Here is an 11,846-nt window from a genome sequence, read left to right on the forward strand (position 1 = left end):
GAGTATATGGAAGTTTTGTCTGAGCAACAACTGTTTTTTATGCGCAAAGCCGTTGCCTTAGGAGAAAAGGGAAGGATTTTTGCTCCACCCAATCCTTGGGTGGGATGTGTGATTGTAAAGAATGGTGGTGTGATAGGTGAGGGTTGGCATCAAGGAATCGGTTCTCCTCATGCAGAGGTGTGCGCAGTTCAAGATCAAAAATGTTCTTTAGAAGGAGCTGAGGTGTTTGTCACCCTAGAACCATGTTGTCATTTCGGTAGGACGCCACCTTGCGTGGATCTTTTAATTAAAAGTAAGGTTGCTGCAGTTTATGTTGGCTTACTAGATCCGGATCCGCGTGTTTGTAAAAAAGGCGTAGCCCGTTTGCAAGCAGCAGGGATTCCTGTTTATGTTGGGGTAGGGAGTCAGGAGGCCAAAACTTCTTTGCAACCTTATCTGTATCAACGAGAGCGGGGATTGCCATGGGTAGTGATGAAAACAGCAGCTTCGCTAGATGGTCAGACCGCAGATCGAGGAGGATCATCGCAATGGATTTCAGGAGAATTAGCTCGGGCAGATGTAGGGAAACTTCGTGCAGAGTCTCAGGCTATAATTGTTGGGGCTCGTACCGTTTGTTTAGATAATCCGCGTTTGTCGGCACGGTTCCCTCATGGAGATTTATATGAAAGACAGCCATTAAGAGTAGTGGTAGATAGTCGCGGAACAGTCCCATTAGAATCTAGGGTATTCGATCTCAGCTCAGGGAGTACGCTATTTGCTACGACTCAACAGTGCCCTAAAGAATATATTCAAAAATTGAAAGATTTAGGAGTAGAAGTATGGGAATCTTCTTCTCATCAGGTCGATCTCAAAGGGCTTTTGCGCTATCTGGCAGAGAGAGGGTGTTTACAGGTGCTTGTTGAGGGTGGCGCGCAGCTACACTCCGCTTTCTGGCAACAGAAGCTCGTCAATGCAGGGGTCATTTATTGGGGGCCGAAGTTTTTGGGTGATCAAGGGCAACCTATGTTGCGAGATCTTCAGCTAAGTCTGGTTACAGCAGAACATGTAAGGATTACAGAAACTTCTTTAGTTAGGGATTCTGTAAAGACATGTTTTGAATGTTTGGAGCAAGAGAGTGTAGATAAGAAGGGTTAGGGTCGCAGAAAGTAGAGGTTTGTGTTATACTCTGCGCACAGCGAGGGGATTATAGACAAAGAACGTTTCCCACTGGCTAAGTTTTCCTCAAAAACGGGGTAGATTGAGAATGTTTACATGTGAAGCTGGGATAGCGTCGGTACAGCAAGCGATAAAAGATGTCGCTGAAGGGAAATTTGTCATAGTTATTGATGCAGCATCTCGAGAAAACGAAGGAGACTTAATCCTTGCCGGAGAAAAAGTCTCTACAGAGAAAATGAGTTTTCTTTTATCCCACACCACAGGTATTGTCTGTGCCTCGCTCTCTCGAGAGCAGGCAAAATCTTTGGACTTGCCAGCCATGGTTCAAGACAACCAATGTGCGTTTAAAACCGCTTTTACCGTTTCCGTAGATGCTTCTTCAGGAGTGACTACAGGTGTGTCTGCGAGTGATCGCACCAGAACTGTGCAATTGTTAGCTGATCCGGCAGCGACAGCCGAGTCCTTTGTTCGACCAGGGCATGTTTTCCCTTTGATCAGTCAACCTGGCGGTGCAGTTCAACGTCCTGGGCACACCGAAGCTGCTATGGATCTCATGCGGCTTGCAGGTATGCAGCCGTGTGGTATTTTTGCTGAGTTAGTCAATCCAGACCACTCTATGATGCGACAGCAGCAGGTACTCGCTTTTGCTGAGCAACATGATTTAACTGTTATTACTGTGGATGATTTGATTACTTATCGATATACCTATGATTCCCTCGTTACTAAAATCTCATCGGCGCGATTACCTACGAAATACGGAGATTTTTCAATCCATGTTTATGAGTCAATCATCGATGGGACCCAGCATTTTGCATTAGTTAAAGGAGATATCCATGAACAAGAAGCTGTTCCAGTGCGTGTGCATTCGGAATGTCTGACTGGGGATATTCTGGGGTCTTGTCGCTGTGATTGTGGAGCACAGCTAGATATGGCGATGCGGTACATAGCAGAAGAGGGGCTGGGAGTTATTGTGTATCTTCGAGGCCAAGAGGGGCGCGGTATCGGTTTTGGACATAAGATCCGCGCATATGCGCTTCAAGATTTAGGTTATGATACTGTTGATGCGAATCTTCAATTAGGGTTCCCTATAGATGCTCGTGAATATGGCATGGCTGCTCAGGTTCTTAAAGACCTTCAGTTGACAAGCGTGAGACTGATCACCCATAATCCAAGAAAATTTTTTGAGTTACAGCGGTTAGGAATACACGTTCTTGACCGAATTATTTTGCCCGTCAGTATTTCTACCGAAAATGAGGGGTATTTGCGAACAAAAAAGGAACGCATGGGGCATTGGTTAGATCTGCCCGTTCTGGATGATGTGGAGGAAGAGTATGAAACCGTTGAAAGGATGTCCTGTCGCTAAGGATGTGCGTGTAGCTATTGTTGGGTCATGTTTCAATTCTCCTATCGCTGATAGGCTTGTTGCTGGGGCGCAAGAAACCTTTTTCGATTTCGGAGGAGATCCTTCTTCTTTAACAATTGTCCGAGTCCCTGGGGCGTTTGAGATTCCTTGTGCGATTAAGAAATTACTTTCCACCTCAGGACAGTTTCATGCTGTGGTTGCTTGCGGAGTGTTGATTCAGGGCGAGACATCGCATTATGAACATATAGCAGATAGTGTGGCTGCAGGTGTTAGTCGCCTATCCTTAGACTTCTGTCTTCCTATTACATTTTCCGTGATTACTGCTCCTAATATGGAAGCGGCTTGGGAGCGTGCGGGTATCAAAGGGCCCAATTTAGGCGCTTCAGGCATGAAAACAGCTTTAGAAATGGCATCATTATTCTCTCTGATAGGGAAGGAATAAAACGGTGAGAAAAAGAAGAACGCCTGATCAAATCGGGCGTTTTTTTTTGATTATAAATGGATACTAACGGTTCCATTTAAGTGAATTTGAACAGCGACATTCTCGGAAAAGATATCCAATCCTTGGCAAGAAGCTGCAGTTTCTGAGAAATCTAAAACAATTTCCTTAGAAAGAATTTGCTTGTTTAGCATTTCTTTGTGCGCTTTCAGACTCTTTACTACTAGCGATAGGGTAGTTGCATAAATTTGCTGAGATCGAGCTTCTGCATTGGTATTGCCATGGGCAGTTCGCGTCAGTTCGGATACAAGTGTAGGCAACCCTCGCAGAGAAAGAGCCAACGAATCGCCCTTATTGGTATAGAAACTATTGACCAAAGTATCCGCTTCTTCTGTAGGAAGGGTTTTGAAGCTTGTGGTTAAAATCGCAGCTTCGGAAGGAGACAAGTTCATCAAGGTGGCCATTCTTACTAAAGCCATCTCGGATCGAGAAGAGCCATCAAATCCTAATCGATTAGCTCGGTAAGTAAAATAACGAGAAAAGGCCTCTTCTACAGTAGCGTATTGTTGCAACATGGACTGTAGAGGTGCGAAGTTTGTGTGGAATTGAGAGGACATCCCCTGTTCTCCACAGGAATCCAAAGCATAGAGGTACAAGTCCAGAGCTAAAAGAGCTCGTTGCGAGCGCCCAGCAGACAGAAGCTGAAAACTTGGGGTGTTCGTCAGCAAGAGTAACTCATCGTAATTCGCCAATTTTCTCAAGGAGAAGAAGAGAGTTTTCTGCTCCGGAGAGAGGCGAGCAAATGATGGGCTTAGCTCTGGGAAGGTGTGTAGTACATGCAGAGCCTTAGTGTAAAAAGCCTCTCTTTGCATTTCTGAGAAATAAGGTTTAAACGCAGCAACAGCCTTAGTTGAACAGCCTAAGTGACGTAAGACGATAGCTGTCTCTAACACTTTAACAGAGTCATAAAATTCCTTAGGGGAATTTAAAAATAGAGTTAATTGCTTATGCAATGCAAGGAATTGCTTAAATGTTAGAGGGGATTCGCTGGTCTGTAGTTGGATCAGTTGAGCATAGGCTTGGCGGGAACCCTGGATTAATAAATGTAAGTGAATCAAACTGCGCACTGCGATATCGAAAGCAGGGACCTTTTTTTGGAATAATGTTGGAGAAAAGATGGCTCCTGAAGGAGATTTTAAAGAGGCTCCCGTAGAGGACGGCTCTACTAACCATAAAAGCTCTGGATATTGGCGGACTTTTTGTTCAATCCAAACTTCTGATCCAATTTTTGTGGTCGAGCTAGGAAGCGTTCCGCGAGGTTGAGGTGCTGAGAAAACAGGGACACTAGACAGTGTGACAAGGAACAAAAGACAGTTGCGAAAGGTAAAGTTTATTAACATATGATCCTCTGCTACTCCCGGGCTTCATCCCCTTCTTAATACGGATTAGAGGGGTAACTTGTAAAGAGCTTAACGGGGAGTTGTGTGGTTGATATCAATAGCCGGTGGCAAGCCTATAAAAAGGGCGTTGCATAGAGTGTATTCAAGAAGCAAACACCCTGTAGTTCTCTGGATTCCCCGAGAGATTCTACCGGCTTCATGCTAACATGATTTTTTGTTAGGGGCAAGGTTCTTGCAAAGATCTTTTCATTCCTACCCAGAGAGGATAGAGAGGGATTGTTAAGATTTTAATTTGATTGGGATGTTGAAGCGCCTTTATAAACTATTTAGTTAATAAGATTTGTGCTATAATACTACAAATTTATTTTTAATTTTGGCAGGTTTATGAAAAAGTTTATCTATAAGTATAGCTTTGGAGCTCTCTTGTTGCTCTCCGGGCTCTCCGGATTGAGCAGCTGTTGCGCCAACTCTTATGGATCGACTCTTGCAAAAAATACAGCCGAGATAAAAGAAGAATCTGTTACACTTCGCGAGAAGCCGGATGCCGGCTGTAAAAAGAAATCTTCTTGTTACTTGAGAAAATTTTTCTCGCGCAAGAAACCTAAAGAGAAGACAGAGCCTGTGTTGCCGAACTTTAAGTCTTACGCAGATCCAATGACAGATTCCGAAAGAAAAGACCTTTCTTTCGTAGTATCTGCTGCTGCTGATAAGTCTTCTATTGCTTTGGCTATGGCTCAGGGGGAAATTAAAGGCGCATTATCGCGTATTAGAGAGATCCATCCTCTTGCATTGTTACAAGCTCTTGCAGAAGATCCTGCTTTAATTGCTGGAATGAAAAAGATGCAAGGACGGGATTGGGTCTGGAATATCTTTATCACAGAATTAAGCAAAGTTTTTTCTCAAGCAGCATCTTTAGGGGCTTTCAGCGTTGCAGACGTTGCCGCGTTCGCGTCGACCTTAGGATTAGACTCGGGGACCGTTACCTCAATTGTTGATGGGGAAAGGTGGGCTGAGCTGATCGATGTCGTGATTCAGAACCCTGCTATATAAAGGCCATTCTAAAGGCCCCCTTTCCCCGGATAGGAGAAAGGGGGCTTTTGTATTTTCCGCTTATTTGCCTCCGAAGCGGGTGAAAGCATAAGAGTAGTAGGACAATGTTACAGTTTTTAAAGCAAATCAATCACTTTTTAACTTCTTTTTGTGTATTCCCCTTGATTCTTTGTTTGGGAGGGATACTAACTTGGAAATTACGAGGGCTACAGTTTACTTCTTTAGGAATGAGCTTTCGCTTGATGCTGAATAATCAACAGGAACAAGCTGGTGCAGAAGGAGAGGGGGTCTCGCGCTATGAAGCTGTAGCGGGTATGTTAGCAGGGAACTTTGGTACAGGGAATATTGCAGGGGTGGCGATTGCTGTCGCTAGTGGAGGCCCTGGGGCATTACTTTGGATATGGATCGTCACTCTTTTTGCTGTAATAGTCCAGTATGCAGGCGCTTTCCTTGGATGTAAGTACCGCCAGTTCCAAAAGGAATCCCAGGAGTATATCGGAGGACCGATAGCTTGCCTAGGATATAAAATGGGCAGCCGATTCTTGGCTGTTGCCTTTTGTGTCGCTAGCTTGATCACAGCATTTTCTGCAGGGAATTTAGTTCAGGTTAACAGCATTATCTCTCTTTGTGCTGATGGGGTCTCAGCGAAGATCGCAGTAGGGATACTGCTCGCGCTCTCTGTTTACCCTGTTTTAGCTGGCGGAAATACTCGAGTTCTCCGCTTCTCTGCTAAAGCGATTCCTTTCGTAGCAGGATTCTATTTCCTTTTCTCCGTTATAGTTTTGGCTATGCATTGTGATAAAATTCTTCCTGCTTTGCAGCTCGTTTTCTCTTCTGCTTTAGGTGTCAAGGCTGGGATAGCCGGGGTTGGGGGCTATACATTAGGACAGGTAATCTCTACAGGATTAAATCGTGCTATTATGGCTACAGACGGTGGAAGCGGAATGGTTTCTATTCTGCAATCTAATTCTAAAAGTACGAATCCTGTGACAGACGGATTAGTCACTCTCTTACCTCCCGTTATCGTTGCGGTCGTATGCTCTATTACGATGATGGTGCTTCTTGTGACAGGAGCCTATGATTCTGGAGAGTTAGGGGTTTTGATGGTTATGAATGCTTTCAAATCTTCGTTAGGCATGTTGGGCGGAAGTGTTGTTCTTATATCCATGATCTTGTTTGGGTATACTACAGCTCTGTCATGGTTTGCTTGCGCAGAAAAAAGTTTAGAATATATGATCCCAGGGAAGCGCGCTAACCTATTGTTGAAGGCTATTTATATCGCGATAATCCCCATGGGTGGTGTCTTAGGAATGCAGTTTATCTGGGCGCTATCCGATCTAGGTTTTTGCGGGATGGTTATTTTTAATTCCATCAGTTTGATCGCCTTGTTTAGAGAAGTAATTGCCACTCGGTATGAGGTAGCCCTTCTCCGTAAAGAAGCGCAAGCCCAGTCTGATCCACTACGACAGTAGTACAAGAATAGGGCCACGCTTTACAGAGCATGGCCCTAAATACAGGAGACCTCAATTATGCAACTCACCTCACAAGCTTTTTCTTACGGCCGTCCGATTCCTAAAAAGTATTCGTGTCAGGGCGTTGGGATCTCCCCACCGCTGTCTTTTTCTGATGTCCCTAGAGAGGCTAAAAGTCTTGTTCTTATTGTTGAAGATCCAGATGTCCCTCCTAGTGTTCGAGAGGATGGGTTGTGGATACACTGGATAGTGTATAACCTTTCGCCTGTAGTCTCTAATCTTGCAGAAGGAGCACAAATTTTTGCTGTCCAAGGGTTAAATACTGCTGGAGAAATAGGATACTGCCCTCCTTGCCCTCCAGATGCGAAGCATCGCTATTACTTTTATGCTTATGCGCTCGATGTTGTGCTTTCCGATGAAGAAGGAGTGACCAAAGAACAGCTGTTAGAAGCTATGGACGGACATATCATAGCTACGGCAGAGCTGATGGGCACATATGAAAAAGACTAAATCAGAGATTATTCTTCTTGGGGAACGAATTCCTCTCGCTTTTTACGGTGCTTCCAATACAACGGACCATAGTGATAGCAGAGCTCTTCCCCAGGAAGAATGTCTTTGATTGCCCGAATGATAATATGGAATATCCCGTTTTCAAAGGCCCCGATCGCTTCTAGATTAGGGTTGTCACTGTGATTAATAAACCGAGTCACATTTCCTTGCATCCCGCTATCAATAGTGAAATAGCGGAACGAATAGCGGGGGACCGGATAGCGGAAACAGTAATCGTTTTCATCTAGCCAAAGAGCCTGTCTTCGACGCAAAATCCCTGTATATTCTCCGATGTAGCTCCATGCCGGGATGGATTCACGAGCAAAGACTCCATATCCTACATAGGAATTAATCCAACAGATGGCCACTGGAGGATTTTTTGGAGCGCGGAGATGTTGCTTATGGAGCTGCCCTAGCCATTTGGCTAGAGAGGAAACGGCTAAACGTTTTTCTTCTCGATAACATAATCGTTGAATGCGTTGTTTGACCGCAGCATTTTGGAATTGTAATTCAGGAAGAAATGAGAACTGCAAAAGTTGTTCAACCCTTCGTACGGGATAGGGAATGGCTGAGTCAATCCCTCCGTGTAACGAGAGATACAAAGTGTCTTGAGTAGAGTTAGTGGTCATACAAGGCTCGGAGCAGAAAAGAAAATAGGATCTGTAATGCCAGAACTTTGAGCAATTACGGGATGAACATCTGTGATCTCTTGAATGGCAGACGTCACCGTATTCAAAGCTTGCTCTGCCGTATTACATTCGAGAGAAAGATGTGCAAGATAAATCTTTTTGATTCGAGGAGTGAGAACGTGTTGAAGTAGAGCGCCGCACTCCGCATTCGAGATATGGCCTTGCTTGCTGAGAATGCGTTGTTTGCAGCTCTCTGGTCGTGAGGATCGGAGAACCATTTCCGGATCATGGTTGGATTCTATGAGTAGGTAGTCGCAATCACAGAGAAGGTGTGTAATCCAAGAGGTGACCCATCCTAAATCCGTGCAAAAACCGAGTTTCATACCAGAATATTGAAAGATAAACCCTACGGGATCCACTGCATCATGCGGAACATTAAACGTTTGCACGCGGAGATCTTCTAAAGAAAAACGATGCCCAGTTGTAAAGATTTTAAATGTCGGACATAGATCTAAAAGTTGCCGTAAGCTGCGCGCTGTTTCTATGTTACATATAATGGGGGTTCTATAGGTTTTAATAAAACTACGAAGCCCTGCAATGTGATCCGAGTGTTCATGGGTAACAAAAATCCCTTGAATATCTTCAGGGTGAATGCCCATAGAATGTAAGGCCTCGGTAACGGCTTGTTTACTAATCCCAAGATCTATTAGTAATTTACATGACCTTGTTCCTAAATAAGCACAGTTCCCTTTGGAACCAGAGGCTATAGGGAAAAAACCTTCCATGGATTAATCGTCCTGATTTGATAATTGGACTAGTATTTGACGCGGTTTAGCTCCCTCTGAGGGCCCCACGATTCTAGCTTCCTCTAACTGGTCAATGATGCTAGCCGCTCTAGCGTAACCAATTTTGAGTTTTCTTTGGAGGAAAGTTGTCGAGGCATTTCCTGTCTGTAAAACAAGAGTTTTAGCTTGGTTAAATAATGGATCTAAATCTTCAGGATCCATAGAACCTGGATCGTCATAGGTATTAAAAGAAGGGATCACATATTTGCATGGGAATCTTGAACATAAATCTTTAATGACTTTGTTGATGTCGTCATCGCAAATATAGGCGCCTTGAACACGAACAGGCGCAAAAGATCCTGGAGAAACTACTAGCATATCCCCATTCCCCATCAAGTTTTCGGCTCCGGGCTCATCAATGATAATTTGGCTATTCACTTTGTTGGCAACTTTAAAGGCGATTCGAGAAGGGAAGTTTGCTTTGATTAATCCTGTGATCACATCTCGAGAAGGGCGTTGTGTTGCTAAGATTAGGTGGATTCCTACAGCTCTAGCCATCTGAGCTAAGCGTACAATAGGCGTTTCGATATCATGAGAGGAAGAAAGAAGTAAATCAGAAAGCTCGTCAATGATGCCAACAATAAACGGCATTTTTTCTGAGATCTCTTTATCGTACGAAGCTTCGATATCCACATTGCGAGTTCGAGAATTAAAGGATTGGATGTTTCGTAGCCCTAAAAATCGAAGAATTTCATAACGTAGTTCCATTTCTCGAACAAGCCAAATTAAAGCGCTATGGGCTTCTTTAGATTCTGTGATAACAGGAGTTAGCATATGAGGGAGTTGCGAGTATCCTGTTAACTCTACTTTCTTAGGATCCACGATTACGAGTTTTATGTCTGTAGGGGGAGAAGTCATAATAAGAGACATAACAATCGTGTTAATGCAGACAGATTTCCCAGATCCAGTGGTTCCTGCAATAATTAAATGGGGCATGGTTGCCAAATCTGTCCAAAAGTTATCGCCATTAGCTTTTTTCCCGAGAAGAAGAGGAACTTGGAGTCGTTGTGTTCCTTTTTGGTAATCTTCTAATAAATCTCGGAAGTTAACGGGCTGAGGATCTGGATTGGGGATTTCAATTCCTACCGCAGCTTTCCCAGGGATAGGGGCGATGATGCGGATGCTAGAAGCTTGCAAGTTCAATGCAATATCATTTTCTAAAGCTTTGATTTTTTGTACTTTGACTCCAGTGTTGGGGAGGACTTCAAAGGCGGCAAGGGTGGGGCCTGAACAAATGTTCCCAATAGCAGCTTCTATTCCAAAGCTAGCCAATGTTTGCTGTAAAATAGCAGCTTTCTTTTTTAATTCTTCCAAGAGAGATTCTGGGCGGTGCACATTCCGCTTACTCAAGAGATGGTATTGTGGTAAGTCCGGGGCGTCTCCTGCTAGTACAAATGGGGATGGGGTAGGTAAAGGCTTGTAAGATGTTTGTGCAGGAGCTGAAGCCGAGTCTTTCGGCAAAAGATTAGGAAGATCAGTTCTTTTTTGAGGCGATAATGTTCTTTTTGTCGGATGCGGTGGGGTGAGAAAAATGGTGCGGTTCACAGAGGAGTCATCGTGTAAATCTTTATTTTCCAGAGGAAGTGAAATCACTGGGGTTGGAAGTTTGAGCATTTCCTTTTTAGCAACAGAAGGCGAAGATGGAACGCGAAGAGAGGGTTTGGGGACATAAGACTTATTGTTAACAAGATTTTTTAAAAGCTTTTTGCAGGCGTTCCAACATGCGTAAAATTTGTTTTTGAGAAATTTTAGGAGATCGTCTAGGAGAGCTTTTTTTTTTAACACAAAAGATTTAGGGATAAGATAAAAGATCGCGCATAGCAATATGGCCAGAAAGATTAATCCTGTTCCCACTGCACCAATTAATAGTTTTAAAGAAAAAGAATTTCCATCGTACAGCAAGTAAAACGGAATGCCCCCTAGGTACGCTTTAGGAGGTTGAAGATCCATGACAACCATGGGCACTCTTGTAGCTAAAAACTGTGGAAGGTTTTGAGCTGGAGAAATCATAGACAATAATACTGCGCAACAAACCGGAATTGCGCCAAAAGCTGCTGCTTTTCTAAAAGCTAAAGGAGCTGGGGTTCTCTTCATATTTAGAAAAGAAAGCCATCCAAAATTTAGGGGGATTAAAAAGGCAGCGACACCAAAGTTATATAGCAAGAAGGAGCTGAGAGACCAGCCGAGTAAACCTATCCAGTTTTGTGTGTAAGGTTGATTATGTTGGAAACTCCATAGACTTAATCCAGAGAAACAGGCTAGGGCTAGATACACGCATGTTTTAACAGCAAAGACTGTTTGTGGAGAAAGAGAAACGCTTGCTTTCTTCCGTTCTTTTCCCATAGTTCCTCTCTCTTATCTAACTGATAGGGACTCTTAACAGAAATAGCGCTTATATGGAGGTGTTAGCCTATCATTGCGGAAGCTCTCAATGATCCTAGCACTCCAACGCACATGTGTAGCTTGTTATAACAGGAAAAATAAAAGAATCGAAGTAGTCTTTTTAGGAAACTATAAAGAAGGGCGAACGACGGGGTTCGAACCCGCGACCTTCGGAACCACAATCCGACGCTCTAACCAACTGAGCTACGTTCGCCATGGTGAAACTCCCCAACTAGCAAAGCGTGCAGGCGCTCTACGTTGGGGAAAGAGAAGTATAATGAAGAGATTGTTTTTATGGAAGATCAAGGTGAATAAAATCTAAAGCGGTGTTTTTGAAAAAGGAAGCGAAGATGCAAAAAGATTTTTTTGAGCAAAAAAAAGAAAAAAAGAGAGGAAAATTTTGTTTTATAAAAAGTGTTAAGGATAGTGTGTGAGGGGATAAATTGAGAGGTTAAGAAAAAGGGTTTTTTGGGGAGTTGATAAAAAATAGGTGCATAAAAAATAGGGGATAGCATAGGATGTAGCTTTCTTTCGAACGAGGGTTGAAGGAAGGCCTCTTACG

At 43.6% G+C, this 11,846-nt stretch carries 11 protein-coding genes and 1 tRNA gene; 6 read left to right on the forward strand and 6 right to left on the reverse strand.

What is annotated here, in order from left to right; all coding sequences use genetic code 11:
* Positions 1-6 precede the first annotated feature (6 nt).
* The 3 genes from ribD to ribH all read left to right on the forward strand — a co-directional run bounded on the left by ribD (position 7) and on the right by ribH (position 2,960).
* Positions 7-1,134 (forward strand): bifunctional diaminohydroxyphosphoribosylaminopyrimidine deaminase/5-amino-6-(5-phosphoribosylamino)uracil reductase RibD, encoded by a 1,128-nt coding sequence (gene ribD / locus CTA_RS03960; protein WP_011324849.1) that lies wholly within the window; start codon positions 7-9, stop codon positions 1,132-1,134.
* Positions 1,135-1,243: 109 nt separating this feature from the next.
* Positions 1,244-2,518 (forward strand): bifunctional 3,4-dihydroxy-2-butanone-4-phosphate synthase/GTP cyclohydrolase II, encoded by a 1,275-nt coding sequence (locus CTA_RS03965; protein WP_010725324.1) that lies wholly within the window; start codon positions 1,244-1,246, stop codon positions 2,516-2,518.
* On the forward strand, positions 2,487-2,960 hold the full coding sequence (ribH, locus tag CTA_RS03970) for a 6,7-dimethyl-8-ribityllumazine synthase (RefSeq protein WP_009872109.1): 474 nt from the start codon (positions 2,487-2,489) through the stop codon (positions 2,958-2,960). The genes CTA_RS03965 and ribH overlap by 32 nt, the downstream gene beginning before the upstream one ends.
* Before the next feature lie 50 nt (positions 2,961-3,010).
* Here ribH and CTA_RS03975 read toward each other — a convergent pair whose 3' ends face one another.
* Entirely contained in the window at positions 3,011-4,357 is a 1,347-nt protein-coding gene (locus CTA_RS03975) for a hypothetical protein (protein WP_011324850.1), read from the reverse strand.
* A 384-nt stretch (positions 4,358-4,741) separates the two neighbouring features.
* On the opposite strand from CTA_RS03975, the gene CTA_RS03980 reads away from it, so the two are divergent.
* The 3 genes from CTA_RS03980 to CTA_RS03990 all read left to right on the forward strand — a co-directional run bounded on the left by CTA_RS03980 (position 4,742) and on the right by CTA_RS03990 (position 7,389).
* A complete protein-coding gene (locus CTA_RS03980) occupies positions 4,742-5,407 on the forward strand; it encodes a lipoprotein (protein WP_010725326.1) in 666 nt (221 codons plus the stop codon).
* Between the two features lie 104 nt (positions 5,408-5,511).
* Complete coding sequence (locus CTA_RS03985) at positions 5,512-6,879, forward strand: alanine/glycine:cation symporter family protein (protein ID WP_011324851.1); 1,368 nt, start codon at positions 5,512-5,514, stop codon at positions 6,877-6,879.
* Between the two features lie 57 nt (positions 6,880-6,936).
* Positions 6,937-7,389: a YbhB/YbcL family Raf kinase inhibitor-like protein gene (locus CTA_RS03990; protein WP_009872113.1), complete on the forward strand. Its 453-nt coding sequence runs from the start codon at positions 6,937-6,939 to the stop codon at positions 7,387-7,389.
* Between the two features lie 8 nt (positions 7,390-7,397).
* Here the strand turns inward: CTA_RS03990 and CTA_RS03995 are convergent, their stop codons facing one another.
* The 5 genes from CTA_RS03995 to CTA_RS04980 all read right to left on the reverse strand — a co-directional run bounded on the left by CTA_RS03995 (position 7,398) and on the right by CTA_RS04980 (position 11,799).
* A complete protein-coding gene (locus CTA_RS03995; RefSeq protein ID WP_009872114.1) occupies positions 7,398-8,057 on the reverse strand; it encodes an SET domain-containing protein in 660 nt (219 codons plus the stop codon).
* On the reverse strand, positions 8,054-8,842 hold the full coding sequence (locus CTA_RS04000; RefSeq protein ID WP_009872115.1) for an MBL fold metallo-hydrolase: 789 nt from the start codon (positions 8,840-8,842) through the stop codon (positions 8,054-8,056). The genes CTA_RS03995 and CTA_RS04000 overlap by 4 nt, the downstream gene beginning before the upstream one ends.
* A 3-nt stretch (positions 8,843-8,845) precedes the next feature.
* Positions 8,846-11,245, reverse strand: coding sequence for an FtsK/SpoIIIE family DNA translocase (locus CTA_RS04005; protein ID WP_011324852.1), 2,400 nt, complete (start codon positions 11,243-11,245; stop codon positions 8,846-8,848).
* A gap of 179 nt (positions 11,246-11,424) precedes the next feature.
* Positions 11,425-11,498, reverse strand: a tRNA-His gene (locus CTA_RS04010).
* 88 nt (positions 11,499-11,586) lie between these two features.
* Positions 11,587-11,799 carry a hypothetical protein gene (locus tag CTA_RS04980; protein WP_009872117.1) on the reverse strand — a complete coding sequence of 71 codons (213 nt, stop codon included), beginning with the start codon at positions 11,797-11,799 and terminating at the stop codon, positions 11,587-11,589.
* Positions 11,800-11,846: the final 47 nt, after the last annotated feature.

The organism is Chlamydia trachomatis A/HAR-13, assembly GCF_000012125.1.
Lineage (GTDB): Bacteria > Chlamydiota > Chlamydiia > Chlamydiales > Chlamydiaceae > Chlamydia > Chlamydia trachomatis.

Bases quoted from the DNA above. Each gene is read 5' to 3' on its own strand.
- ribD (WP_011324849.1), top strand. From the start codon at position 7: ATGGAAGTTTTGTCTGAGCAACAACTGTTTTTTATGCGCAAAGCCGTT.
- CTA_RS03965 (WP_010725324.1), top strand. From the start codon at position 1,244: ATGTTTACATGTGAAGCTGGGATAGCGTCGGTACAGCAAGCGATAAAA.
- ribH (WP_009872109.1), top strand. From the start codon at position 2,487: ATGAAACCGTTGAAAGGATGTCCTGTCGCTAAGGATGTGCGTGTAGCT.
- CTA_RS03975 (WP_011324850.1), bottom strand. From the start codon at position 4,357: ATGTTAATAAACTTTACCTTTCGCAACTGTCTTTTGTTCCTTGTCACA.
- CTA_RS03980 (WP_010725326.1), top strand. From the start codon at position 4,742: ATGAAAAAGTTTATCTATAAGTATAGCTTTGGAGCTCTCTTGTTGCTC.
- CTA_RS03985 (WP_011324851.1), top strand. From the start codon at position 5,512: ATGTTACAGTTTTTAAAGCAAATCAATCACTTTTTAACTTCTTTTTGT.
- CTA_RS03990 (WP_009872113.1), top strand. From the start codon at position 6,937: ATGCAACTCACCTCACAAGCTTTTTCTTACGGCCGTCCGATTCCTAAA.
- CTA_RS03995 (WP_009872114.1), bottom strand. From the start codon at position 8,057: ATGACCACTAACTCTACTCAAGACACTTTGTATCTCTCGTTACACGGA.
- CTA_RS04000 (WP_009872115.1), bottom strand. From the start codon at position 8,842: ATGGAAGGTTTTTTCCCTATAGCCTCTGGTTCCAAAGGGAACTGTGCT.
- CTA_RS04005 (WP_011324852.1), bottom strand. From the start codon at position 11,245: ATGGGAAAAGAACGGAAGAAAGCAAGCGTTTCTCTTTCTCCACAAACA.
- CTA_RS04980 (WP_009872117.1), bottom strand. From the start codon at position 11,799: ATGCTATCCCCTATTTTTTATGCACCTATTTTTTATCAACTCCCCAAA.